We start from the raw sequence: 23,118 nt of genomic DNA, 5'->3' as shown, positions 1-23,118 counted from the left end.
GGTCACGAGCCTACCGACGGCGCGTATATTCGGTAGCAGGAGGTTTTGGTGGCGTATCTCATCCTGTTGCTCGTCCTGGCAGGCCTGGTCTACGTCGGCTGGCGGCTCACCCGGGCGAACGCCAGCCGGCCCCGTCCGCGTGTGATCGGGCCGGACGACGATCCGGATTTCCTGCGGCGGCTCCGCGACGGCGACAACCCCCGTCCGTAGCGGTCAGGCCGGGTTGCCGGTGCGCGATGCGCCGGGGAACCCGTCGGCCACCACCGCCGCAAGCTCGATCAGTGCCTCCCGCGTCGCGGGCTTGAGCCGGTCAAGGCTGATCTCCGCGCCCTCTTCCAGATGCGGGTCGAACGGCACCAGCCGCACCGCGCGGCAGCGCCGTCCGAAGTGGTCGACCACCTTCTGCATGTCCACCTTGCCCGAGCGCGGGCGCACCGCGTTGACGACGGCGATCGAGTTCTTCACCAGGTCCTCGTGGCCGTGGGCGTCGAGCCAGTCCAGGGTCGCCGACGCGCTCCGGGCGCCGTCGACCGAACCCGAACTGATGACGACCAGCACGTCGGCCTTCGACAGCACGGCCGACATCGCCGAATGCATCAGGCCGGTGCCGCAGTCGGTGAGCACCAGGCTGTAGAACCGCTCGAGCACCTCCAGCGTGCGGGAGTAGTCGTCGGAACTGAACGCCTCCGACACGGCCGGGTCGCTCTCGGACGCCAGCACCTCCAGCCGGCTCGGGCCCTGCGAGGTGTAGGCGCGCACGTCGCTGTAGCGCTCGATGCCCTCGGCGTCGCGCAGCAGATGGCGCACGGTGGCCGGGGTCTCCAGCGGCACCTTCTCGCTCAGCGTGCCGCGGTCGGGGTTGGCGTCGACCGCCACCACCCGGTCCCCGCGGATGGAGGCGAACGTCGCGCCGAGGGTGGCCGTGATGGTCGTCTTGCCGACGCCGCCCTTGAGCGACAGCAGGGCGATGCGGTAGCACCCGTGCAGCGGCTGCCTGACCTGTGCGAGCAGGCTGTCACGGTGGGTGGCTTTCGGGCCCTCGCCCAGGTTGATCAGTTTGAACGACGCCAGGTAGAGCCACTTGCGCCAGCCGTGCGACGGCGCCGGTTTCGGCCGGCCGAGCAGCGCGACGGCCGTGAGGTCCACGTGCGGTTGGGGCTGCGGCGCGTCGGCGGGCAGCGGCGGAAGGGGCGCGGCGACGGGCACCGGCGGCAGTGGCGGCGGAACGACCACGGGCGGTGCGGGCGGTGGCGGCGGAGCGGGTAGCGGCGGCGCGGCGGCTGGCGGTGGCGCCGCCGGCGGGAACACCGGCGCCGGAGGAGCGGGGGCCTGGGGCGCCTCGGTGGCGGCCGCCTGGATCTCGGCGACGGGCAGGCCGTTCGGCGGCGTCGGCGCCGTCCACTCCGGCGGCGTCTCGGTGTACGCACCTCCGGCCGCCGGATCGCTGAACCGACGCTGTGCGCGAAAACCGGCCGGTTGGTCAGCCACTCAGCCCACCCCGGCGTAGGAGTGCAGTCCGACGGTGACGAGGTTGATGAAGAACAGGTTGAACACCATCGCCACGAAGCCGGCGACGTTGATCCAGGCGGCCTTGCGGTCGCGCCAGCCCGCGGTCGAGCGGGCGTGCAGGTACGCAGCGTAGATCACCCAGGCGATGAACGACACGGTCTCCTTGGGGTCCCAGCCCCAGTACCTGCCCCACGCCTCCTCGGCCCAGATCGCCCCGAAGATGACTCCGAAGCCGAACACCGGGAACGCGAAGATGGTGGTGCGGTAGGCGATCCGGTCGAGGGTCTGCGCGTCGGGCAGCCGGTCGACGATGCGTGCCCACGTCCCGTCGGTGCCGGGCGTGCCCAGCCGCGACATCTTGACCAGGAACAGGATGCTGGCCACACCGGCGACCAGGAACACCCCGGATCCCAGGCTCACCACCGAGACGTGGATGGGCAGCCAGTAGGACTGCAGGGCGGGCATCACCGGCGCGGCGTGCGAGTACAGCCACCGACCCGACACCGTCAGCAGGATCAGCACGGGCACGAGCACGAACACCCACAGCGCGCGGTACTGCGGCTTGCGCAGCACCACCGCGGCGGCCACCAGCCCGCACAGGCAGGTGAGGTTGATGAACTCGTACATGTTGCCCCACGGCACCCGCGAGGTGGACAGCCCGCGCAGCACGATGCACGCCAGCAGCAGCGCGATGCCGACATAGGTCAGCGACAGGCCTGCCGCGCCGATGCGTTCGTCGGCCGGGCGCCTCGGCACATCGGCGACGACGCCGGGCGTGGCGCTGTCGGCCCCGACGGCGGCCCGCCGGTTGGATGTCGCCGCCGGGGCGGCTCCGACCAGTTCGCGCTGCTCGACCTTGCGGCTGCGGCTGTAGGCGAGTTCGACGGCGAGCAGCAACAGCCCGACCACCAGCACCACCACCGCGGACGTGAACGCCCAATCGGAGTACCGCGCCAGCCCGATGTCGATCTGCCCGTTCATGTGACCTTCTCTCCTGAGCGCGTGCCCGCATCGGCACGCGCCTCGTCACTCGCGTGGGCGGCCAGCAGCCGCGACACCAACCGCTCGAACTCCTCGCCCCAGCCGGAGTTGTCGGTGCGGGCCAGCCCGCCCAGCTCGACGCTCACCGTACCCGGCGCAGCGGGTTCGATCCGAACCCAGATCCGCCTGCGGCGCACGACCAGCGACACCAGCAACCCGGCCATCATCGTCATCGCGAACACCAGCACCCACACCTGCGCAGGGTCGTGCGAGACCTGCACGTTGACGAAGGGCACCGCGCCGTCGAAGCGGACGACGGTGCCGTCGTCGAGGCGGGTCTCGGCGCCGGCGCTCAGGTTGACCCGCGCCACCCTGCTCAGCCGCCCCTGACCGATGAGCCGCTCGTCGAGGGTGAACAGGTTCTGCGGCCTGCCGGTGTCAAGGCCGGTGTCGCCGCGGTAGACGTCGATCGCCACGCCGGGATCGTTGAGCGCGGGGAAGCTCGACGACAGCAGCGTGCCGTCGAGCTGCTGGGTGGGGGCGAACAGGCCCTGGATCGCGATCTGCTGCTCGCGGCGCCGGTCGGGGTCGGGGTAGGTGCCCGCGGGCGGGTCGAAGCGCATCACCCCCGAGGACAGGAAGGTGGTCTGGTCGTCGGGCCGCCACTGCACGGTCTGGGTGCGGCTCTGGCCGTCGGGGAACGTGACGGTGAACGTCGGCGCGTAGCCGTGGCCCTGCAGGTACACCCGGTCACCGCCGACGCGAAGCGGGTGGTTGACCCGCAACCGGTAGGGCTGCCAGACGTCGTCGGCGAGGTCCTGCCCGGCCTGGTACTCGATGTCCGCGGCGAACGAGGTGGCCTGGCCGGTGGGCAGGTACTCCGCGTCGAACTCGTTGACCCGCAGGCAGATCGGATACAGCGAGGTGCCGTCGACGGTATTGCCCGCCCGGAACGAGTCGAACGCCGCGGGTGAGGCAGAACAGAAGCCGGGGCCGCCGTCGGCGATCACGATCACGTTGCCCTCGTAGCCGAACAGCTTGCCCGCGGCGATCGCCACCAGCAGCCCGAGCAGCGAGAAGTGGAAGACGATGTTGCCGAACTCGCGCAGATACCCCTTCTCCGCCGATATCTCGGTCGTGCCGCCCTCGGTGCGGGTCACCTGCCGCCAGCCGCGCAGCCGCTCCGAGACGGCCGCGGCCACCGCCTGCGGATCGCCCGCCACCTCGCCGGTGTGGTGTTTGGGCAGCCGGCCCAGGTTGCGCGGCGCAGGCACCGGCACCGCCCGCAGGCTGCGGATGTGCTCGAACAGCCGCGGTGTCAGGCAGCCGACGAGGGAGATGAAGAGCAGGGCGTAGATCGCGGTGAACCAGAAGCTCGAGAACACGTCGAACGCCTGCAGCCGGTCCAGCAGCGGGCCCAGCGTGGGGCGCGCGGCGATGTACTCGGCGACCTTCGACTCGTTGAGGCTGCGCTGCGGCAGCAGCGCCCCGGGGATCGCGGCCAGCGCCAGCAGGAACAGCAGCACCAGCGCGGTGCCCATCGACGTCAGCGTCCGCCAGGTGTTGCGGATCAGCGCGAGCAGACGCGAAATCGCACTGAACCGCCGTGGTTTGCGCGATTCTGTGTCTGCTCGCGGGGAGACGGCGGTCATATCGGCAGCCTGACGTCACTGACGAACGCGTCGCGCACCCAGGAGACGAAGTCGTTCCACAGTCCGGTCACCAGCGCGGCGCCGACGATCACCAGCAGGATGCCGCCGAACACCTGGATGGTGCGGGTGTGCCTGCGCAGCCAGCCGAGGCCGGACACCGCCCGCGCCGAGCCGAAGGCCAACAGCACGAACGGGATTCCCAGCCCGAGGCAGTAGGCCAGCACGAGCACCACGCCGCGGGCCACGTTGGCGCCGTCGGTCGCCGAGGCGACGGTGATCACCCCGGTCAGCGTCGGACCCAGGCACGGCGTCCAGCCGAGGGCGAACACCGCGCCGAGCAGCGGCGCGCCGGCGACGGTCGACAGCTGCCGCGGGGTGAATCGCACCTGGCGCTGCAAGGCGGGCACCAGGCCGATGAACACCAGGCCCATCAGGATGGTCACCACTCCGCCGAGGCGTTGCAGCAGAAGCTGATTCGTGATCAGCGTGGTGGTCATGCCCAGCACGGCCACCGTGCCGAGCAGGAACACGACGGTGAACCCCGCGACGAACAGCGCCGCCGCGCCTGCCACCCGCAGCCGCGCCGTGCGCACCGCCACCTGCGCGCCGGCCTCACCGGCTGGCTCGTCGACCCCGACGACGGCCGCCAGGTACGACAGGTAGCCCGGCACCAGCGGCACCACGCACGGCGACGCGAACGACACCAGGCCGGCCAGCACGCACGCGCCCAGCGCCAACAGAACCGGCCCGGCGGCGGCGAGTTCGGCGAAGCCGGTCACGGCTGGGTCCCCGGCGCCGGAGCCGGACTCTCGGCGGCCAGCCGCTCGACCACCGGCATCAGGTCCTCGGCCAGCAGTTCGCGCAGGAACACGGCGGCCACCCGGTGCTGGCGGTCCAGCACCACGGTCGACGGGATCACCGTCGTCGGATACCGCCCGCCGAAGGCGATCATCGTGCGCATCGGCGGGTCGTAGATCGACGGGAACGTGATCCTGCGGTCGGTGACGAAGTCGACCGCGGCCTGGCGGTTGTTGTCGCGCACGTCGATGCCGAGGAACGCCACGCCCCGCTCGCGGGTCGCGTCGTAGACCTGCTGCAGCTGACCGATCTCGGTGCGGCACGGTCCGCACCACTGCCCCCACACGTTGATCACCACCACGTCGCCGGCGAAGTCGTCGAGCGAGATGGTGCGGTCCGGGTCGAGCAGGTCGGGACCCGACAGCGGCCCTGGGCGGCCGCGGCTGTCCGGCGGGTCGTAGGTGATGTCGGTCTTGCCGCCGGGCGCGACGAACTCGAAGGTGCCGCCCTGGGCGACGGCGTCGTCACCGGTGGAACAGCCGGCGAGCGCGATCACCGCGCTCACCAGCAGGACCACCAACCGCGTCACTGCCCGGCCAGCTCCGCGTAACCCCAGCCGACGTACTCGTCACCGTGGAAGTAGAAGGACGTCAGTGACGCGAGGTTGCACAACCGGCGGGTCGGGAAGTGGTGCAACGGTTTTCCGGTGATGGCGCGCCGCAGCGTCTCGACGGGGAGCTGGTGGCTGACGCACACCGACTCGTGACCCCGACCCTTGTCGCGGGCGCGGTGCAGCGCACCGGTCATCCGGGCGGCGATGTCGGTGTACGGCTCACCCCAGGACGGCACGCGCGGGTTGCGCAGGTGCCACCAGTTACGGGGATCGCGCAGGGCGCCGTCACCCGGGGAGACCCGCTCGCCCTGGAAGACGTTCAGCGATTCGATCAGCTCGTCGTCGGTGTCGATGGACAGGCCGTGCGCCGCGGCGATCGGCCCGGCGGTCTCCTGGGCGCGCTCCAGCGGGGAGGCCACGACGTAGACGATGTCGCGGTCGGCCAGCCAGTCCGCCACCCGCTGCGCCTGCGCGCGACCGCGCTCGGAGAGGTGGTAGTCGGGCAGGCGGCCGTAGAGAACGCCCTCGGGATTGTGCACCTCGCCGTGCCGCATCACGTGCACGATGGTCTTCTCGGCGGTCATGCGGGCTGCGTCGCTTCGGCGGCGGCGCGGGCGGCACCGGGCAGGGCGGCGGCGATGCGCTCGAAGGCGTCGTCGTCGAGGGCGGCGGAGACGAACCACGCCTCGAAGGCGCTCGGCGGCGGGTAGACGCCCGCGTCGAGCAGGGCGTGGAAGAACGGCGGGAAGCGCCACGTCTCGGCCGCGCGCGCGGCGGCGAAGTCACCGACCTCCTCGGCGGTGAAGAACACCGACAGCATGTTCCCGCCACGCTGAACCCGGTGTGCGACACCGGCGTCCGTCAGCGCCCCGGTGAGCAGGCCGGCCAGCCGGTCGGCATTGGCGTCGAGCGCGGCGTAGACCTCGTCGTCCGCTGCGCGCAGCGTGGCCAGCCCGGCGGCCATCGCCACCGGGTTACCCGACAGCGTGCCGGCCTGGTAGACGGGGCCCAGCGGCGCCAGCCGCTCCATCACCTCGGCGCGGCCGCCGAACGCCGCGGCGGGCAGCCCGCCGCTCATCACCTTGCCGAAGGTGAACAGGTCGGCGTCGACGGGATCGATGCCGTACCAACCGGAACGGCTGACCCGGAAGCCCGTCATCACCTCGTCCATCACCAGCAGCGCGCCGTGCTCGGCGGTGAGGCGGCGCAGCGCCGCGTTGTACCCGGGCAGCGGCGGCACCGCGCCCATGTTGCCGGGGCTTGCCTCGGTGATGACGCAGGCGATCTCGTCACCGAACCGGGCGAACACCTCCTCGACGGCGGCGACGTTGTTGTACGGCAGCACGATGGTGTCCGCGGCGGCCGCGCCGGTGACACCCGGTGACGACGGCAGGCCGAGCGTGGCGACCCCGGAACCCGCGTCGGCCAGCAGCGCGTCGCTGTGACCGTGGTAGCAGCCGGAGAACTTGACGATCTTGGGCCGGCCGGTGAAACCGCGGGCCAACCGGATCGCGCTCATGGTGGCCTCGGTGCCGGAGTTGACCATCCGCAGCCGTTCGACGGGGCCGACCCGGTCGACGATCTCCGCGGCGAGCTGGGTCTCCGACGGTGTCGGGGCGCCGAACGACAGGCCGTCGGCCACCACCCGCTGCACCGCCTCGACCACGGCGGGATGGGCGTGGCCGAGGATCATCGGCCCCCACGAACACACCAGGTCGACGTAGCGGTTGCCGTCGGCGTCGGTCAGCCAGTAGCCGTTCGCCGAGGTGATGAACCGCGGGGTGCCACCGACCGCGTTGAACGCCCGGACCGGCGAGTTGACCCCGCCTGGGATGACGGCGGACGCATCGGCGAACAGTTTCGCCGATATCTCGGTCCCGGCCGAAGCATGCATGCACACCAGTGTCCCAGTCGCCTCCGGCGCGTCAACTACAGGGTGTAGTGGTCAGGGCCGCGGCTTGAGGTAGGCCATGGAAATGAGTTTGATCTTCGGCATGCGACATCCGCGATGGTGTGCGGCCGTTCTGCTGTCCGCGGCGGCCGCCCTCACCGGCTGCGGCGCCGACGTCACCGACGGCGACCCGACGCCCGCTCCCCCGCCGACGGTCACCGCGGCCCTGCAGGACTGCGGCCTCGCGCCGCTGTCCCGCCCGAGCACCGGCCGGGACATCCACGTCGTGCGGGGCACCACGAACATCGACTGCCCCGAGGCGCTCCGGGTGATCGAGAAGTGGGACGCCGCGCCGGGTGGCCGGTCGGCCGGCGCCTTCAAGGAGATCGAGGACTGGGACTGCACCGCGACCGGCGACTGGCAGGACCGGCTGCCTGACCAGCACATGATGACCTGCGAGCGCGCCGACGGCGCCTTGGTCCACCTGGACCGGCCATGACGAACCTGACCGCATGGCTGCTCGACTCGGATCCGGCGCTGCGCTGGCAGGTCGAACGCGATCTGCTCGGGGAACCGCCGCCGGTGTGGGAGTCGACAAGGGCGCGGATCGCCACCGAGGGATTCGGTGCGCGGCTGCTGGCGCTGCAGGACGGTGACGGCCAATGGGCCGGTGGCGCGTTCTTTCCTGCCGACTTCTCGGAAGCTCGAGCCGACGACGAGGGTCAGCCGTGGACGGCGACCACCTGGACGCTCAACTCCCTGCGCGAGTGGGGCCTCGACCCCGCGGTGCTGCGTGAGCGGCGGACGGCCGAACTGCTCGCCGCGAACTGCCGCTGGGAGTACGACGACCTGCCGTACTGGGACGGCGAGGTGGACTGCTGCATCAACGGCTGGACCCTCGCCAACGGGGCGTGGCTCGGTGTCGACGTGCGGGGCGTCGCCGAATGGTTCGTCGACCATCAACTGCCCGACGGCGGCTGGAACTGCGAGTGGGTCGAGGGGTCGACGCGATCGTCGTTCCACTCGACGCTCAACGCGCTCAAGGGGCTGCTCGCCGACGAGATCGCGACCGGTGGTTCGGCCGCGACGCGGACCGCGCGGCACGCCGGGCAGGAGTACCTGCTGCGGCGTGGCCTGTTCCGGCGGCTGTCCACCGGCGAACCGGTGGGGCCGTGGGTGGACCGGTTCCGTTATCCGTTCCGGTGGGCCTACAGCGTGCTCAACGCCGCCGATTACTTCCGCGGTGCGGCGCTGCACGACGGTGTGCGGCCCGATCCCCGGATGGCCGACGCGATCGACCGCATCCGGGCGGCCGAACAGCCCGACGGCACCTGGCTGCAGGCCGGTCGCCAGCCCGGACGGGTGTGGTTCGAAGTCGACGTCGCAGCCGGTGAGCCGTCGAAGTGGTTGACGCTCTTCGCGACCCGGGTCCTCACGTGGTGGGCCGCCGACCGCACCGACGCGTGAGCGGCGAGCCGGGGACTGCCGATCCCTGGATCGCGAACCGGTCCCCGGGGAGACTGGGTCGATGGATCAGGGGCAGTTGGCCGATTTCCTGCGCACCCGACGCGCGGCGCTGAGTCCGCAGGAGCTGGGCCTGGCCGCCGGGCGCAGGCGGCGGACGACCGGGTTACGCCGCGAGGAGGTCGCCGCGCTGGCGATGATCTCGACGGACTACTACACCCGGATGGAGCAGCGGCGCGCACCGCAACCGTCGACGGAGGTGCTCGCATCGCTGGCGCGGGCGCTGCGGTTGTCGCTGGACGAGCGGGACCATCTGTTCCGGTTGGCGGGGCACAACGCGCCGGCGCGCACCCTGGGCGGCGAGCACGTCAGCGCGGCCACGATGCGCATCCTGGACCGGTTGCAGGACACCCCGGCGCAGGTGATGTCGGCGCTCGGCGAGACGTTGGTGCAGACGCCGGCCGCGCGAGCACTGCTCGGCGACGAGACCGCGTTCGAGGGCATGGCGCGCAGCGTGGTCTACCGGTGGTTCACCGACGAGCATGCCCGGCAGGTGTACCCGTCCGAGGACCACGCGATGATCGGGCGCCGGTTCGTCGCCGACGCCAGGGTGGCCTACGCCCGTGACGGCGCCGGTTCGCGGGCGGCGCAGATCGTCGAGACGCTGCTGGACCGCAGCGCCGCGTTCGCCGATCTGTGGAAGCGCCACGATGTCTCGACCACAAGGGAACAGAGCAAGCGGATCGCGCACCCGAAGCTGGGCGTGCTGGACGTGCAGTGCCAGATCCTCTACGACGCAGCACAATTGCACACGCTGCTGGTGTTCACCGCCGACCCGGGATCGGCCAGCCACGCCAAGCTCGCCGCACTGGGCGCCGATCCGGACGCCTACTCCCGCGGCGATCGTCGCGAACCCGCACTGCTCAACGGGGGATCACCGATCACCGGATAACCGGCCCCTGAATGCACTCCCGCGAAGCTGGCAGCGTCGACAGCACAGCAATCGATCGAGCACGAGGGAGCACAGCATGTCGGGCAGAGCAGTGGTGGAGGTGCCGGACCTGACCGGCCGGACGGCCGTCGTCACCGGCGGGAGCGACGGTATCGGTCTCGGACTGGCCGAAAGGCTGGCCGCCGCCGGCGCGGAGGTCATCCTGCCGGTACGCAACGCCGCGAAAGGACAGGCCGCACTGGACCGGATCGCCACCGCGGTGCCGAGTGCGCGGGTGAGCCTGCGGCGTCTCGACCTGTCGTCGCTGCAGTCGGTCGCCGACCTCGCCGGCGAATTGCTCGCCGAGGGCCGGCCGATCCACCTCCTGGTCAACAACGCCGGGGTGATGAACCCGCCGACGCGCCTCACCACCGTCGACGGATTCGAACTGCAGTGGGGCACGAATCATCTCGGACACTTCGCGCTCACCGCGCGGCTGCTGCCGCTGCTGCGGGCCGGCCGCGCGCGGGTGACGACGCAGTCCAGCATCGCGGCCGCGTCGCACGCGATCAACTGGGACGACCCGAATTTCGAGGGATCGTACTCTGCGGGCAAGGCCTACAGTCAGTCCAAGATCGCCAACCTGATGTTCGGCCTCGAGCTCAACCGCCGCAGCGAGCGCGGCGGCTGGGGCATCACCAGCAACGTCTCGCATCCGGGCGTGACGGCAACCAATCTGCTTGCCGCACAACCACACATGGGACGCAACGGCGACACCCTCGCGGTGCGGGTCGTCCGGTTGTTCACCCGGATGGGCCTCACCCAGACGGTGGACCAGGGCCTGCTGCCTGCGTTGTACGCGGCCGCCCACCCCGACGCCGAGGGCGGCAGGTTCTACGGACCGAGTGGGTTCCGGCATCTGACGGGAGCACCCGCCGAACAGGCGATCTACGAACCGGCGGGCGATCCCGCCGACGCCGCCCGGCTCTGGGACATGTCCGAACGGCTCGTGGCTCTCGAGTTCGCCGTGCGATGACGTCTACCCGTTGGCGCGCAGGCCGTCGAGGACGATCCTCAGCAGGCGGTCTGCGCGGGTGTCCCACTCGTCGTCGTCGAGCCGGGTGAGGGCGCCGATCAGCAGGAGCACATCCCGCGCGTCGGCGTCGCCGCGGATCACGCCCTCGGCCTTGCCCGCGTCGAGCAGCGAGGTGATCGCCTCACCGATGCTGCCGATGCTGTGGTCGGCGAGATCGGTTCGCACCGAGGTCGTCACCGCCGCGAACACCCCGCGCTTGATCCGGGCGTACTCCGTCACCCGCCGGAACCAGGCGGCCAGTGCGCTCAGCGGATCGTGGTGCGCCAGCAGCACCGACGCCGCCTCGACGAGTTCGTGTACGTCGTCGCGGTACACCTCGACGAGAAGCTCCTCCCGGCTCGCGAAGTGCCGGTAGAGCGTGCCCTGGCCGACTCCGGCGGCCTTCGCCACCTCGTTGAGCTTCAGCTCGTCGGGCTGCTGCACCAGCGATCGGGCGGCGGCGACGATGCGGGCGCGGTTCAGTTCGGCGTCGGCCCGACGGCGCGGTCGCGTCACCGCACTCCCCCAGACTGGCTAAGCGGACACGTGTCCGCTACGGTGAATCCAGTAACCGGATACGTGTCCACTTTAGTCGAGGAGGCGGTTGTGTCGGGTGTTGCAGGGAAAGTCGTCGTCATCACCGGCGCCAGCAGCGGCATCGGGGAGGCGACCGCCCGGCTGCTCGCAGACCGCGGCGCTTCCGTGGTGCTGGGAGCCAGGCGCACCGAGCGGTTGGACCGGCTCGTCGGCGACATCGGATCCGCAGGCGGGGCGGCGGTGTACCGGGCGACCGACGTGACGCGGCCCGGCGATGTGCGGGAACTCGCCGAGACGGGGTTGCGCGAGTTCGGCGCGGTCGACGTGCTCGTCAGCAACGCCGGCATCAGCAAGATCGGGCCCATGAGCGACCTCGACGTCGACGGCTGGTCGGCGATGATTGACGTCAATCTGCGGGGGGTGCTCAACAGCGTGGCGGCGGTCCTGCCGATCTTCCGCAGGCAGGGCCGCGGGCACCTGGTCACGACGGTCTCGACCGCCGGCCTGAAGATCGCGCCGACAATGGCGGTCTACGCGGCGACGAAGAACGCGGTACGCACGGTGATGGAAGGCCTGCGTACGGAGTCCACGGACGGCGTCGTGCGCACCACGTCGATCTCTCCTGGCTACGTGAACACCGAATTGGACAGCTCGATCGACGACGTCGCTCTGCGCGGCCGAATCCGGGGTGCCATGGAGGAATTCGGGATGCCGCCCGACGCCGTCGCGCGGGCGATCGCATTCGCCGTGGAGCAGCCGCACGACGTCGAGATCGGTGACCTCACCATCAGGCCGACGGCACAGGACTAGCCGCCCGCCGACCAGGTGAGCAGCCGGTGCCGCTCGCCCTGCGTCATCACGGTGCCGGGCATCACGCGCAGCCGGTACGGCGTCAGCCGCCACGCCGCGAACGCCGCGGACGTGGGCCCGTCGCGCCACGGCTCGATGATCGCCGGGTCGTAACCGACCGGTTCGGGTCCGTTCTCGAACAGCTGCCAGACCCTGGAGCGGCGCTCGTCGTCGAAGACCCACTCGGCGGCGCATTCGGCGCTGCAGGTGTCGTGCGTAGTGGTCCAGTAGCTCACCGAGACATCGGGATGCGCCGCGAGATGCGATTCCTTCAGCGGAGTGGGCGATGTCGCGATCCACCCGACCAGATCCGTGCCGTCCCACTCCCAGATCGGATGCAGGATGCGAGTGCGGGGCCGGCCGTCGGGACCGACCGTGGCCACCGACGCCCACACGATCGCGTGGGCCATCTCGACGAACTCGGGGGCGATGCGATCCAGGGCCGTCACGGCGCCCACTCTAGGACGTCAGCCCTCCTGGAGCTTCTTGAACTCGTCGGACTTCCGGTACTCGACCTTGCCCTCCTCGGCGGAGGTCTCGATGTTTCCTTTGTCCTTCTCGTCGACCCAGTCGGAGACCGCGGTCCCGGAGACCGTGCCGTCGCTGCCGGGCAGCGTGGTGGTCTCCAGATCCTCCTCGTAGGCCTTGCGCATCTCCTTGGCCTTTTCCTTGTGCTCGTCAGTGACCTCGGGTTTCTCGGTCAACTGGCCGGCGTCGTTCTTCTCCACGTCCTGCTGGTCGCCGTCGGCGTTGTCACTCTGGTCCTGCTGTTCCTGCTGTTCGGTAGCCATGGCAGCAGACTGCCCGAAAGTGTGACCCAGGAAACAGGAAGCTGGTCAGGCAGGGACCGCTCGCAGCGCGGCGGGCAGGCTGGGCAGGAAGTGCCGGGTGGCGAATGCGCGCAGATCTTCGTCGGTGTCGAGCGGTGCGGCGCTCGGCAGCAACAGCACCATGGCGGCGTAGCGCAGGATCGTGTCGGCCAACTCGTTGACGGCCTGCGGCCCGATCCGATCGGCGAACCCCGCCGGGAAGATCACCCGCAGCGCCTCGGCCATCCGCTCGATCGCGGCGGCCCAGTGCTGGTGCGCCAGCGCCATCACGAAGCCGGGTTCGTCGGTCATCATCCGTTGCAGCACCCGGTGGGTGCGGAAGCGCTGGATCGACAGCACGAACGCCTCGACGTAGTAGTTCGCCTGGGGGCCCGACCGGGCGAGTTCGGCGGCGATGTCGGCGAACAGCGCGAGATTCTCCCGCTCGACGACCGCGGCCACCAGTTCGTCGCGATTGGCGAACCGCCGGTAGATGGTGGTGCGGCTGACCCCTGCGCGGCGGGCGACGTCGTCGAGGGCGACCCGGCGGAAGCCGTGCTGCTCGAACTCGGCGACGGCCGCGTCCAGCACGGCCTCGGTGGCCGGGTCAGGCGCCTGCGCCGGCACGGGAGTAGCCCTGTTGTGCGTACTTGTTGTAGCGCACCGACATCGGCAGTCGGTCCCACAGCCAGTTGACCGGCCGTGACCGCCACAGCGCGGCGAAGCGCTGATACCGGCGCTCCTGGCGGTCCGACCACGGCAGCCCGAGCAGCCGGCGTGCCTGCGGCGGCAGACCTCCGGTCGTCAGGAATGCCGCGAGGGGATCGAAGGCCACCGACACCACCCGCCATACGGCGGGGTGCACGCCCTTGGGGCAGGGGAACCCCTTGGTGACGTAGCCGACGCCGTATTGGGCCGTTTTGTGCGCGACGACGGTCTCGTCGAGCATCCGCTGCCAGTAGCGCTCGAACTCGGCGTAGTCGGCGGGCATGGGCCGGTCACTCACACCGTAGCGGCGGTACCAGGTCTTCGACTCGGCGTAGATCTGTTCCTTCTCGGCCCGCGACAACCTCTTGACGAAGGTGTCGGCGAAGTACAGCACCTGCTCCAAGAACGTGGCGTGCGCCCAGAAGTACGTCTCGGGGTCCAGCGCGTGGTACCTGCGGCCGTCGGGCATCTCGCCCTTGATGTCGTGGTGGAAGTCGCGCACGTTGAAGCCCTCGTTGGCGTCGTCGGCGCCGTACACCGTCATGAAGATCGGCGGCAGTGACCGCTTCACCCGCGCGGCGGTGTCGTCGAAGAACACCGAATGGTCGAGCACGCCCTGGCCGAGTTCGGCGAGCATGTTCTGCAGCACGGCGGGCCGCGGCCCGATCAGGTACATCCGGTTGTCGCCGAAGTACCGCCACACCAGCGACTGCGGCCCCAGCGGGAGCGCGTCGGGGGGCGTGTCGTTCGCGGCGTCGTTCTCGGCCAGCTCGGTCATGAGGAACAATGTTACAGATTTTGCACTTTGTACCAACAGGGTTGTGACGGGGCTCACCCGAGGTCAGCGGCGCCGCAGCCGCGCGACGGCGAGCACCGCCAGCACGCCGGCGACGGTCGCCAGCAGCAGCGCCAGCACCAGCGCCGGGGCCGAGTACACCGGCTGGGAGGTCGCCGGCTCGCCCGCGACGACGGGAGCCACCACCACCGTCGATCGGGCCGAGAGCCAGCTCAGCACGCATCCGACGGCGGCGACGCCGGCCAGCACCAGCTCGACCGTCGCCCGCAGGCGCGTCTTCACGCCGCCTGCTCGCCGACCAGACCGGTCAGCGCCGCACGCAGATCGGCGTGCCGTCGCGCCCACGCCTGGGCATGGCGGCCGCCGCTGAGCTTGAGGCCGATACCGGTGCGGCCCCGCGGTACCCCGGTGAGTTCGCCGAGGGCGCGCGAGGACTGCCACGGCAGGATCTCCCTGCCCTCCGCGGGCGGGAAGATCCGCACGATGTCGACGATCTGGATGGTCTCGGCGCCCTGCCGCAGGGTCAACGGCGTCAACTCGACCGAGGTGTGGATACGCGCGGCCTTCACCTGGATGGCGAGGAAGCCGGTGACCAGCACGAGGAACATCCCGGGCACCAGGGGCTGCATCCCGTAGCCGGCCGACAGCTGGATCATGGCCATCGTCACCCCGGCCACGGGACCGGCGAGCAGCCACCACCAGCTGGCACCGGGCTCGCGGAACAGCACCTGCACGGGCGCGGCGTTGTCGCTCACGTTGGGTCCTTCGCGGTGTACCAGGCCGACGAAGCCGGGCGGGTCAACAGGATCACACCGGCCACGATCGGCAGGACCGCCGCCAGCGTGACCGGTTGAGCGACGGCGAACACGAAGGCCAGGATCGCGAGGAGCACCGTGACCGCCAACCCGAGACCGATGGTGGCGCGACGGAACCGCGCATCGCCGCCCCGGGTCCGACCGGCCAGGAAGGCCAGCCCGGCGCCGCTGAGCACCGACCCGATCCCCATCCCGCGGTAGAGCATGAGGTACTGGCGGACCTGCTCGTCGGAGACGGCCGAGTCGATCGCGCCGCGGGCCGCGTCGAAGCTCACCGTGGCCGCCAGCATGCCACCGCCGATGAGGACGACCGCGCCGACGGCGAGCAGCCAGAACGCCACGTCGACGACGCGTGGTCTGCTCAGGGGCTGCTGCGGTGCCGACATCCGGGCCAGCCTAACGGTTCACCTGGTGAACCAGCCGTGGGCGTCCTTGCGGTGCAGGAGGAAGATCCCGCCGCCGATCAGCACCGACCCGACGATGGTCGCGACGGCGTACAGCAGCGCCGCGGGGGTCTCCCGTTCGGTGGTGAACAGGTTCGCCGCGGCGTACACCACCGAGGCCACGCCGCCACCGGTCAGCAGTGTGCGCGCCCAGCGGTAGCCGGAGCGCATCAGGATCAGGAACGTCACCACCACCGCGGACAGCACCACCGCCACCAGGCCCGCCGAGGCGTACCGCAGCACCGCCGGGCCCACCGGCGACACCACGACGTCCACCACGTAGCCGATCACCATCAGCGGCAGCGCGACCATCCACAGCCAGAATCCGGTGTCGACGTCAGGCGGCCGGTCGGTCGTCTCCGTCACGCCAGCCAGTCGGCCACGTCGGCCGCCCAGTACGTGAGGACGAGGTCGGCGCCGGCGCGCCTGATCCCGGTGAGCGTCTCCAGCGCGACGGTGCGCTCGTCGATCCAGCCGTTGGCCGCGGCGGCGCAGATCATCGCGTACTCACCGGACACCTGATAGGCCGCCACCGGCACCGGCGAGATGTCGGCGGCGGCCCGCACCACGTCGAGATAGCTCATCGCCGGCTTGACCATCACGATGTCGGCGCCCTCGTCGATGTCGAGCCGCACCTCGTGCAGCGCCTCCCTGGCGTTGCCGGGCTCCTGCTGGTACGTGCGCCGGTCCCCCTGCAGGCTCGACGCCACCGCCTCGCGGAACGGGCCGTAGAAGCCGGACGCGAACTTGGCGGCGTAGGCCAGGATCGCGGTGTCGGTGTGCCCGGCGGCGTCGAGTCCGTCGCGGATGGCGGCCACCTGACCGTCCATCATGCCGCTCGGGCCGACGACGTGGGCGCCCGCATCCGCCTGCGCGACAGCAAGTTTCACGTATCGCTCATTGGTCAGGTCGTTGTCCACCCTGCCGCGTTCGTCGACCACCCCGCAGTGCCCGTGATCGGTGAACTCGTCGAGGCAGGTGTCGGCCATCAGCACGGTCTGCTCACCGAGGTCGGCGGCCAGGTCCCGCAGCGCGGCGTTGAGGACGCCGTCGGGCGCCGACCCGGCCGAGCCCAGTGGGTCCTTGTCCTCGTCGCGGGGCACCCCGAACAGCATCAGGCCACCCACCCCGGCCGCCACCGCGTCCGCGGCCGCCCGCCGCAGCGAGTCCCTCGTGTGCTGGAAGACGCCCGGCATGGAGGAGATGGGGCGCGGCTCGTCGATGCCGTCGGCGACGAACATCGGCAACACCAGGTGCCGTGGCTCCAGGGACGTCTGCGCCACCAGCCGGCGCATGGCCGGCGTCGAGCGCAACCTCCTCGGCCGGTGCCGGGGGAAGGCCACCGCTACCGCCGGCGGCTCTTCTTACGCGGCGGGGGCAGCGCGCCCTCGGCACGCAGCCGCGCCGCATGCTCGGCGAGCGCGTCGACCAGCGGACCCACCGCGGCGATCTCGGGCTGCACATCCACGCGCAGTCCGAATTCCGCCGCGGTCTCCGCGGTCTTGGGCCCGATGCACGCGACGATGGTGCGGGCGTGCGGCTTGCCTGCGATGCCGACCAGGTTGCGCACCGTCGAGCTCGAGGTGAAGCAGACCGCGTCGAAGCCGCCGGTCTTGATCATCTCGCGGGTGTTCGCCGGCGGCGGTGCGGCGCGCACCGTCCGGTAGGCGGTGACGTCCTCGATCTCCCAGCCGCGCTCGCGCAGGCCCTCGGCCAGGGTCTCGGTGGCGATGTCCGCGCGCGGCAGAAGCACCCGGTTCACCGGGTCGAAGATCTCGTCATACGGCGGGAAGTCGTCGAGCAGGCCCAGGGAGGACTGCTCGCCGGTCGGCACCAGCTCGGGATTGATCCCGAACGCGCGCACCTTGTCCGCGGTGGCCTGTCCGACGCACGCGATCTTGACCCCGGAGAACGCCCGGGCGTCGAGGCCGAACTCGTTGAACTTCTCCCACACCGCACGCACGGCGTTGGTGGAGGTGAACACGACCCACTGGAACCGGCCGTCCACCAGACCCTTGACCGCGCGTTCCATCTGCGCGGGACTGCGCGGCGGCTCGACGGCGATGGTGGGCACCTCGATCGGCAGTGCGCCGTGGCCGACCAGCTTGTCGCTCATCTCGCCGGCCTGGTCCTTGGTGCGCGGGACGAGCACGGTCCAGCCGTACAGCGCGCGGCTCTCCCACCAGTTCAGCCTGGCGCGGTGCGCGACGGTCTTGCCGATGGTCACCACCAGCGGCCCGGTCAGCGGGGACAGCGCGCCGCTGGCGTCGGGTGCGGTCAGCACCGACTTGTCGATCAGGCCGCTCAGTGTCGACTCCACCGAGCGCTGCTGACAGGTGGTGCCGTTGGCGGTCACGACGGCGGGCGTCGCATCGGCCAGGCCGTATTCGATGAGCGTGCGCGCCGCGTCAGGCAGGTGCGACGCGGTGGCGTGCAGGATCAGCGGTCCGGGTGCGGCGGCAAGCGCGGCCCAGTCCACGTCCCCGCGCACGTCGGCGACGGTGTGGGTGGAGCCCAGTGGCAAGCCGGCGTAGCTCGGCACGGCGGTGGTGTCCGGCAGTCCGGGCACCACCTCGAAGTCCAGGTGGCTCTTGGCCAGCGTGTTGATCTCGGTGATGACGGAGTCCACCGACAGCGGGTCACCGGAGACCAGCCGGACCACATCGGCGCCGTGACGCGCCTCGGCGACCAGCGTCTTGGCCACCTCGGCCGGATCGCCGAGCGCGGGACGCACCTCCGGACCACCCGGGATCGTCTGCGCTGCAGCCGTTTCCGTGCCCACGACGGAGTCCGGGTCGGTGGGCGCGGACACCTCGGCCGGTGCCGGTCCCGCCGGCGGCGGCAGCGCGGTACCGACCAGCGCCAGCACCGCACCCGGCACGTCCGGGTCGGTGAAGACCAGTGCGGCGTTGGCGAGCACGGTCTGCGCCCGCGAGGTCAGCAGGCCGGGGTCCCCCGGGCCTGAGCCCACGAACGTGATGCGGCCGGGCTTCGTCTTACGGCCTCGTACGCCCACTTGCCGAGTCATCTGTCGCTCACTCCGCTCTACAGCTTCAGTTGAGATCCGCCATGAGCTCGCGCGCGCCCAGTTCGAACAGCTCCGAGGCCACGGAGACGCCCAGGTCCCTGGCCCGACCCGGAGTTCCGATGCCGGACGCACGGATCACGTCGGATCCGTCCAGCGTCGCCACACAACCGCGCAGCGACAGCTCTTCGAAGATGTGGCCCTCCTCATCGATGGACTCGACCACTTCCGCGATCGCGCCCACCGGTGCGGAACAGCCCGCCTCCAGTTCGGCGAGCAGAGTCCGTTCGGCGGTGACCGCAGCACGCGTGTCGGCGTCGTCGAGCTCCGCCAACAGCGCCGCCAGCCCGGAATCCGCTGCGCGGCATTCCACCGCGAGCGCCCCCTGAGCCGGCGCCGGCAACATCTGCACCGGCTCGAGGGTCTCGGTGACATCGCCCAATCGTCCGATGCGAGCCAGTCCCGCCCGGGCGACGACGACGCCGTCGAGATCACCGCCTGTAACCCTGTTCAACCTGGTATCTAGGTTGCCTCTTAGGGGGCGGATTTCCAAACCGAGACCCAGTGCTCTAAGCTGCGCCGTCCGCCGCGGGCTCGACGTGCCGATCACCGAGCCGACGGGCAACTCCCCCAGCACCATCCCGTCACGGGCCACCAGGGCATCCCTTGGGTCCTCGCGCCGCGGTGTCGCCGCGATGACGAACCGCTCGTCCTGTGCGGTCGGCAAATCCTTGTAGGAGTGCACGGCCATGTCGACCCGGCCGTCGGCGATCGCGTCGCGCAGCGCCGCGGTGAACACGCCAACGCCGATCTCCGCGATCGGTGCTGACGACCGGTCGCCCTCGGTGGAGATGATGACCAGCTCGGCCCGGTGCCCGCGCTGCACCAGCGCGTCCCGGATGGAGCCGGCTTGAGTGGTCGCCAGGAGACTGCCGCGGGTGCCGATCCGGATGGGCCCGGGATCCTGTGAAGGCGTCAAGCGCTACTCGGACTTGTCGAAGTCGAGTGCCGTGGCGCTCATCGCGTCGCCCCCGGCCACCAGCGGCAGTTCGCCTGCCGCCACGGCGTCGACCGCCTGCGGGTCGAGCTCGAACAGCTCCCGCAGCGCCTCGGCGTAGCTGTCCCCGCCAGGTGCGCTGGCCAGCTGCTTGACCCGCACCGTCGGCGCGTGCAGCAGCTTGTCGACCACCCGCCGCACGGTCTTGGCCACCTCGTCGCGGTGCGCGGCCTCCAGGCCGGGCAGCCGGTTGTCCAGGCGCAGCAGTTCGGCCTCCACCACGTCGGCGGCACGCTGGCGCAGCGCCGTGACGGTGGGGGTGACCTCGGCCATCCGCTGGCCGGTCAGGTAGGCCGACACCTCGGCGGCGACGATCGCGCGGGCGGCGTCGGCGTCGGAGGCCGCGGCGCGCGCCGAGGGCTCGCGCTGGATGCGGTCCATGTCGATGACGTAGACGCCGGGCAGGCCGGCGATCGCCGGGTCGACGTCGCGGGGCATGCCCAGGTCGCAGATCACCAGGGGGCGCTGTTCCGGCCGGCCGGTCAGTCCGCGGTGGGCATCGGCCAGCGACACGACCGGACGCACAGCGCCGGTCGACGTGATCACCACGTCGGCGTCGGCCAGCACGGTGGCGATGTCGTCGAGGGCCACCGCGTCGGCCGCGAAGCCGTGCCGGGTCAGCACCTCCGCCAGCCGGCGGGCCCTCGGCAGCGACCGGTTGACCACGTGCACGTAGCCCACACCGGCGCGGATCAGGTGCTTCGCGGACAGGGCGCCCATCGAGCCGGCGCCGACCACCACCGCGGTGCGGCCCGCGAGCGTCCCGAGCTTGTTCTGGGCCATTCCCAGCGCGACCGATACGACCGACGCGCCTGCGGCGTCGATCCCGGTCTCGGAGTGCACCCGCTTACCGACGGCCAGCGCGCGCTGCGACAGTTCGTGCAGGGTGCGGCCGACGGTCTGGTTGGCCTCCGCCGCGGCGTACGCGCGCCGGACCTGGCCGAGCACCTGCTGCTCGCCGATCACGGCCGAGTCCAGGCCGCTGGCCACCGCGAACAGATGCTCGACGGCGGCTTCGGCGTACCGCACATAGGCGTACCTGGTCAGATCGTTGAGCGACATGCCGCAGTGCTCCGACAGCACCTGCCCGATCACCGACAGGCCACCGTGGAACGCCTCGACCACGGCGTAGACCTCGACACGATTGCAGGTGGACAGCACCATCGCCTCTGTCACGAGGGGCGACTGGAGCACCTCGTCGACGATCTTCGCCTGATCCGATTCATCGGTGCTCAACTTTTCGAGCACCGACACCGGCGCGCTGCGGTGCGAAACCCCGAAGAGCAGCACACTCATGGCCTCATCACCACATAACCACGTTAATCGCCAGGTGGTCAGGTCACCAAATTCGTGACGGGGTTAACGCTTGCGCAGGTCGTCGGCCAGCCGCTCCTCGTCGACCTCGCCGTAGCTGTGTTCGACGCCGTCGAGCAGCACCACGGGCAGCCGGTCGCCGAACTCGGCACGCAGCGCGGCGTCCCCGGCCGCCGCGGCGGCGTCGACGTCGACCACCGACAGCGCGAATCCCAGCTCGCCGGCCAGCGCATCGAGCCGTCCCGCCGCCTGCGCGCACAGCGGGCAGCCCTCCCTCGTCAGCAACGTCACTGCCCGCCGGTGCACCCCGCAAGTATGCGGCGCCGGTGACCTAGGGTGAATCCGTGTCCGATTCCGCGGAGGCCGCACGCCAGCAGATCGCCGGTGACGCCAGCGCGGAGGCCGCCGTCACCCACCTGGAGGCCGAAGCCCCGTCGACAGCGCCCGCCCCGCCGCCGGACCTGACCGCGGCGGCGTTCTTCGACGTCGACAACACCCTCGTGCACGGGTCGTCGCTGGTGCACTTCGCGCGGGGGCTGGCCGCCCGCAAGTACTTCACCTACGGCGATGTCCTGGGTTTCGTCTACGCGCAGGCGAAATTCCAGCTCACCGGCCGGGAGAACAGCGAGGACGTGGCCGCAGGCCGGACCAAGGCGCTGTCGTTCATCGAGGGCCGCTCGACCGCCGAGCTGGCGGCCGTCGGCGAGGAGATCTACGACGAGATCATCGCCGACAAGATCTGGCCGGGCACCCGAGCGCTGACCCAGATGCACCTCGACGCGGGCCAGCAGGTGTGGCTGGTGACCGCGACGCCGTACGAGCTGGCCGCCACCATCGCCAGGAAGCTCGGCCTGACCGGCGCGCTGGGCACCGTCGCCGAATCGGTCGACGGGGTGTTCACCGGCCGGCTGGTCGGCGACATCCTGCACGGCAGCGGCAAGGCGCATGCGGTGCGGTCGCTGGCCATCCGCGAGGGCCTGAACCTGCGACGGTGCACCGCCTACTCGGACAGCTTCAACGACGTGCCGATGCTGTCGCTGGTGGGAACCGCCGTCGCGATCAACCCGGACGCCGCGCTGCGCAGCGTCGCGCGGGAACGGGGCTGGGAGATCCGCGACTTCCGCACCGCGCGCAAGGCCGCCAAGGTGGGCGTGCCGTCGGCCGTCGCCCTCGGCGCGCTGGGCGGAGCGCTGGCCGCCGTCGTGTCCCGCCGCCAGGAGAGTCGCTGGCACCTGCGCTGATAGGCTCGCGCGCTGAACAGGCCACCGCAGGACGGTCTAGTGGGGAGCAAGCGCAGTCATGGCCATCGCTGAAGACATCATCGGCACGCATTACCGGTATCCCGACTACTTCGAGGTCAGCCGGGAGAAGATCCGTGAATTCGCGCGCGCGGTCAAGGACGAGCACCCCGCCCACCACAGCGAGGAGGCGGCCAAGGAGAGCGGCTACGACGGCCTCATCGCGTCGCTGACCTTCCTGGCGGTGGCCGGCCGCAAGGTGCAGGCGGAGATCTTCAACCAGTTCGACGTGCCGATCAACATGGAGCGGGTGCTGCACCGCGACCAGAAGATCACCTACCACCGCCCCATCGTCGACGGCGACAAGCTGTTCTTCGACTCCTACCTCGATTCGGTGATCGAGGCGCACGGAACCGTCGTCACCGAGGTCCGCGGCGAGGTGAGCGACGAGCGCGGTGAACCGGTGCTCACCAGCGTGGTGACCGTGATCGGCGAAGCCGCCCACGAGGGCGAGGCCGACGAGGTGTCGGCGACCATCAAGGCGCGGCGCGACGAAGCCATCGCCAAAATGGTTGCTGGGCAAAGATCCACCGGCGCATAGGCCCGGCCCGGC

29 protein-coding genes are annotated in these 23,118 nt (G+C 70.9%); 8 read left to right on the top strand and 21 right to left on the bottom strand.

Features of this window, described 5'->3' with window-relative positions; all coding sequences use genetic code 11:
* Positions 1-48: 48 nt before the first annotated feature.
* A complete protein-coding gene (locus O6P37_RS26620) occupies positions 49-210 on the top strand; it encodes a hypothetical protein (RefSeq protein WP_264011497.1) in 162 nt (53 codons plus the stop codon).
* 3 nt (positions 211-213) lie between these two features.
* Here O6P37_RS26620 and O6P37_RS26615 read toward each other — a convergent pair whose 3' ends face one another.
* The 7 genes from O6P37_RS26615 to hemL form a co-directional block, all read right to left on the bottom strand.
* Positions 214-1,488 carry a MinD/ParA family ATP-binding protein gene (locus O6P37_RS26615; RefSeq protein WP_269896894.1) on the bottom strand — a complete coding sequence of 425 codons (1,275 nt, stop codon included), beginning with the start codon at positions 1,486-1,488 and terminating at the stop codon, positions 214-216.
* Positions 1,489-2,490, bottom strand: a complete 1,002-nt coding sequence (ccsB, locus tag O6P37_RS26610; protein WP_269896893.1) for a c-type cytochrome biogenesis protein CcsB — start codon at positions 2,488-2,490, stop codon at positions 1,489-1,491.
* On the bottom strand, positions 2,487-4,031 hold the full coding sequence (gene resB, locus O6P37_RS26605; protein WP_269896944.1) for a cytochrome c biogenesis protein ResB: 1,545 nt from the start codon (positions 4,029-4,031) through the stop codon (positions 2,487-2,489). The genes ccsB and resB overlap by 4 nt, the downstream gene beginning before the upstream one ends.
* A gap of 107 nt (positions 4,032-4,138) precedes the next feature.
* The gene (locus O6P37_RS26600; RefSeq protein ID WP_269896892.1) at positions 4,139-4,921 is read right to left on the bottom strand and encodes a cytochrome c biogenesis CcdA family protein; all 783 of its coding nucleotides are present in this window, start codon (positions 4,919-4,921) and stop codon (positions 4,139-4,141) included.
* Positions 4,918-5,529, bottom strand: coding sequence for a TlpA disulfide reductase family protein (locus O6P37_RS26595; protein ID WP_269896891.1), 612 nt, complete (start codon positions 5,527-5,529; stop codon positions 4,918-4,920). Before O6P37_RS26595 ends, O6P37_RS26600 begins: the two co-directional genes overlap by 4 nt.
* Positions 5,526-6,137, bottom strand: a complete 612-nt coding sequence (locus tag O6P37_RS26590; RefSeq protein ID WP_269896890.1) for a histidine phosphatase family protein — start codon at positions 6,135-6,137, stop codon at positions 5,526-5,528. The genes O6P37_RS26595 and O6P37_RS26590 overlap by 4 nt, the downstream gene beginning before the upstream one ends.
* A complete protein-coding gene (gene hemL, locus O6P37_RS26585) occupies positions 6,134-7,447 on the bottom strand; it encodes a glutamate-1-semialdehyde 2,1-aminomutase (RefSeq protein ID WP_269896889.1) in 1,314 nt (437 codons plus the stop codon). The genes O6P37_RS26590 and hemL overlap by 4 nt, the downstream gene beginning before the upstream one ends.
* Before the next feature lie 100 nt (positions 7,448-7,547).
* Between hemL and O6P37_RS26580 the strand changes: the two genes are divergently transcribed.
* The 4 genes from O6P37_RS26580 to O6P37_RS26565 all read left to right on the top strand — a co-directional run bounded on the left by O6P37_RS26580 (position 7,548) and on the right by O6P37_RS26565 (position 10,875).
* A complete protein-coding gene (locus O6P37_RS26580; protein ID WP_269896888.1) occupies positions 7,548-7,943 on the top strand; it encodes a hypothetical protein in 396 nt (131 codons plus the stop codon).
* Positions 7,940-8,911, top strand: a complete 972-nt coding sequence (locus tag O6P37_RS26575; RefSeq protein WP_269896887.1) for a squalene cyclase — start codon at positions 7,940-7,942, stop codon at positions 8,909-8,911. Before O6P37_RS26580 ends, O6P37_RS26575 begins: the two co-directional genes overlap by 4 nt.
* A gap of 61 nt (positions 8,912-8,972) precedes the next feature.
* Positions 8,973-9,860, top strand: coding sequence for a helix-turn-helix transcriptional regulator (locus O6P37_RS26570; RefSeq protein ID WP_269896886.1), 888 nt, complete (start codon positions 8,973-8,975; stop codon positions 9,858-9,860).
* A gap of 76 nt (positions 9,861-9,936) precedes the next feature.
* On the top strand, positions 9,937-10,875 hold the full coding sequence (locus O6P37_RS26565) for an SDR family oxidoreductase (RefSeq protein WP_269896885.1): 939 nt from the start codon (positions 9,937-9,939) through the stop codon (positions 10,873-10,875).
* 3 nt (positions 10,876-10,878) lie between these two features.
* On the opposite strand, the gene O6P37_RS26560 is transcribed toward O6P37_RS26565, so the two are convergent.
* Positions 10,879-11,430, bottom strand: coding sequence for a TetR/AcrR family transcriptional regulator (locus O6P37_RS26560; RefSeq protein ID WP_269896884.1), 552 nt, complete (start codon positions 11,428-11,430; stop codon positions 10,879-10,881).
* Between the two features lie 90 nt (positions 11,431-11,520).
* Between O6P37_RS26560 and O6P37_RS26555 the strand changes: the two genes are divergently transcribed.
* Entirely contained in the window at positions 11,521-12,261 is a 741-nt protein-coding gene (locus tag O6P37_RS26555; RefSeq protein ID WP_269896883.1) for an SDR family oxidoreductase, read from the top strand.
* Here the strand turns inward: O6P37_RS26555 and O6P37_RS26550 are convergent.
* The 13 genes from O6P37_RS26550 to O6P37_RS26490 form a co-directional block, all read right to left on the bottom strand.
* Positions 12,258-12,749: a pyridoxamine 5'-phosphate oxidase family protein gene (locus O6P37_RS26550; protein WP_269896882.1), complete on the bottom strand. Its 492-nt coding sequence runs from the start codon at positions 12,747-12,749 to the stop codon at positions 12,258-12,260. The genes O6P37_RS26555 and O6P37_RS26550 overlap by 4 nt on opposite strands.
* 18 nt (positions 12,750-12,767) lie before the next feature.
* Complete coding sequence (locus tag O6P37_RS26545; RefSeq protein WP_269896881.1) at positions 12,768-13,091, bottom strand: hypothetical protein; 324 nt, start codon at positions 13,089-13,091, stop codon at positions 12,768-12,770.
* Positions 13,092-13,136: 45 nt separating this feature from the next.
* On the bottom strand, positions 13,137-13,736 hold the full coding sequence (locus tag O6P37_RS26540) for a TetR/AcrR family transcriptional regulator (protein ID WP_269896880.1): 600 nt from the start codon (positions 13,734-13,736) through the stop codon (positions 13,137-13,139).
* Complete coding sequence (locus tag O6P37_RS26535; protein ID WP_269896879.1) at positions 13,717-14,595, bottom strand: oxygenase MpaB family protein; 879 nt, start codon at positions 14,593-14,595, stop codon at positions 13,717-13,719. Before O6P37_RS26535 ends, O6P37_RS26540 begins: the two co-directional genes overlap by 20 nt.
* A 63-nt stretch (positions 14,596-14,658) precedes the next feature.
* On the bottom strand, positions 14,659-14,895 hold the full coding sequence (locus O6P37_RS26530) for a hypothetical protein (RefSeq protein ID WP_269896878.1): 237 nt from the start codon (positions 14,893-14,895) through the stop codon (positions 14,659-14,661).
* The gene (locus tag O6P37_RS26525) at positions 14,892-15,368 is read right to left on the bottom strand and encodes a DUF3093 domain-containing protein (protein ID WP_264013131.1); all 477 of its coding nucleotides are present in this window, start codon (positions 15,366-15,368) and stop codon (positions 14,892-14,894) included. The genes O6P37_RS26530 and O6P37_RS26525 overlap by 4 nt, the downstream gene beginning before the upstream one ends.
* A complete protein-coding gene (locus O6P37_RS26520) occupies positions 15,365-15,814 on the bottom strand; it encodes a hypothetical protein (RefSeq protein WP_269896877.1) in 450 nt (149 codons plus the stop codon). Before O6P37_RS26520 ends, O6P37_RS26525 begins: the two co-directional genes overlap by 4 nt.
* Positions 15,815-15,832: 18 nt before the next feature.
* Positions 15,833-16,183 (bottom strand): hypothetical protein, encoded by a 351-nt coding sequence (locus O6P37_RS26515; RefSeq protein ID WP_269896943.1) that lies wholly within the window; start codon positions 16,181-16,183, stop codon positions 15,833-15,835.
* A gap of 50 nt (positions 16,184-16,233) precedes the next feature.
* Entirely contained in the window at positions 16,234-17,166 is a 933-nt protein-coding gene (hemB, locus tag O6P37_RS26510) for a porphobilinogen synthase (RefSeq protein ID WP_408633254.1), read from the bottom strand.
* Between the two features lie 50 nt (positions 17,167-17,216).
* Positions 17,217-18,899, bottom strand: coding sequence for a bifunctional uroporphyrinogen-III C-methyltransferase/uroporphyrinogen-III synthase (locus O6P37_RS26505; RefSeq protein WP_269896875.1), 1,683 nt, complete (start codon positions 18,897-18,899; stop codon positions 17,217-17,219).
* 25 nt (positions 18,900-18,924) lie between these two features.
* A complete protein-coding gene (hemC, locus tag O6P37_RS26500; RefSeq protein ID WP_269896942.1) occupies positions 18,925-19,848 on the bottom strand; it encodes a hydroxymethylbilane synthase in 924 nt (307 codons plus the stop codon).
* A 30-nt stretch (positions 19,849-19,878) separates the two neighbouring features.
* On the bottom strand, positions 19,879-21,249 hold the full coding sequence (locus O6P37_RS26495; RefSeq protein ID WP_269896874.1) for a glutamyl-tRNA reductase: 1,371 nt from the start codon (positions 21,247-21,249) through the stop codon (positions 19,879-19,881).
* Positions 21,250-21,312: 63 nt separating this feature from the next.
* Positions 21,313-21,573 (bottom strand): glutaredoxin family protein, encoded by a 261-nt coding sequence (locus O6P37_RS26490; RefSeq protein ID WP_269896873.1) that lies wholly within the window; start codon positions 21,571-21,573, stop codon positions 21,313-21,315.
* A 38-nt stretch (positions 21,574-21,611) separates the two neighbouring features.
* Between O6P37_RS26490 and O6P37_RS26485 the strand changes: the two genes are divergently transcribed.
* Complete coding sequence (locus O6P37_RS26485) at positions 21,612-22,508, top strand: HAD family hydrolase (protein ID WP_264013125.1); 897 nt, start codon at positions 21,612-21,614, stop codon at positions 22,506-22,508.
* Between the two features lie 58 nt (positions 22,509-22,566).
* Complete coding sequence (locus O6P37_RS26480) at positions 22,567-23,106, top strand: FAS1-like dehydratase domain-containing protein (RefSeq protein WP_269896872.1); 540 nt, start codon at positions 22,567-22,569, stop codon at positions 23,104-23,106.
* Positions 23,107-23,118: the final 12 nt, after the last annotated feature.

Origin of the sequence: Mycobacterium hippophais (assembly GCF_027529605.1) — a bacterium.
In the GTDB taxonomy this organism is placed as follows: Bacteria; Actinomycetota; Actinomycetes; order Mycobacteriales; family Mycobacteriaceae; genus Mycobacterium; species Mycobacterium arseniciresistens.
The sequence above is the reverse complement of the archived record's forward strand: the minus strand, read 5'-3'. Positions and strand labels throughout refer to the sequence as shown.

Bases quoted from the DNA above. Each gene is read 5' to 3' on its own strand.
- ccsB (WP_269896893.1), bottom strand. From the start codon at position 2,490: ATGAACGGGCAGATCGACATCGGGCTGGCGCGGTACTCCGATTGGGCG.
- resB (WP_269896944.1), bottom strand. From the start codon at position 4,031: ATGGGCACCGCGCTGGTGCTGCTGTTCCTGCTGGCGCTGGCCGCGATC.
- O6P37_RS26590 (WP_269896890.1), bottom strand. From the start codon at position 6,137: ATGACCGCCGAGAAGACCATCGTGCACGTGATGCGGCACGGCGAGGTG.
- hemL (WP_269896889.1), bottom strand. From the start codon at position 7,447: ATGCATGCTTCGGCCGGGACCGAGATATCGGCGAAACTGTTCGCCGAT.
- O6P37_RS26580 (WP_269896888.1), top strand. From the start codon at position 7,548: ATGCGACATCCGCGATGGTGTGCGGCCGTTCTGCTGTCCGCGGCGGCC.
- O6P37_RS26575 (WP_269896887.1), top strand. From the start codon at position 7,940: ATGACGAACCTGACCGCATGGCTGCTCGACTCGGATCCGGCGCTGCGC.
- O6P37_RS26570 (WP_269896886.1), top strand. From the start codon at position 8,973: ATGGATCAGGGGCAGTTGGCCGATTTCCTGCGCACCCGACGCGCGGCG.
- O6P37_RS26565 (WP_269896885.1), top strand. From the start codon at position 9,937: ATGTCGGGCAGAGCAGTGGTGGAGGTGCCGGACCTGACCGGCCGGACG.
- O6P37_RS26545 (WP_269896881.1), bottom strand. From the start codon at position 13,091: ATGGCTACCGAACAGCAGGAACAGCAGGACCAGAGTGACAACGCCGAC.
- O6P37_RS26535 (WP_269896879.1), bottom strand. From the start codon at position 14,595: ATGACCGAGCTGGCCGAGAACGACGCCGCGAACGACACGCCCCCCGAC.
- O6P37_RS26520 (WP_269896877.1), bottom strand. From the start codon at position 15,814: ATGTCGGCACCGCAGCAGCCCCTGAGCAGACCACGCGTCGTCGACGTG.
- O6P37_RS26515 (WP_269896943.1), bottom strand. From the start codon at position 16,183: ATGGTCGCGCTGCCGCTGATGGTGATCGGCTACGTGGTGGACGTCGTG.
- hemB (WP_408633254.1), bottom strand. From the start codon at position 17,166: ATGCGCCGGCTGGTGGCGCAGACGTCCCTGGAGCCACGGCACCTGGTG.
- O6P37_RS26505 (WP_269896875.1), bottom strand. From the start codon at position 18,899: ATGACTCGGCAAGTGGGCGTACGAGGCCGTAAGACGAAGCCCGGCCGC.
- O6P37_RS26495 (WP_269896874.1), bottom strand. From the start codon at position 21,249: ATGAGTGTGCTGCTCTTCGGGGTTTCGCACCGCAGCGCGCCGGTGTCG.
- O6P37_RS26480 (WP_269896872.1), top strand. From the start codon at position 22,567: ATGGCCATCGCTGAAGACATCATCGGCACGCATTACCGGTATCCCGAC.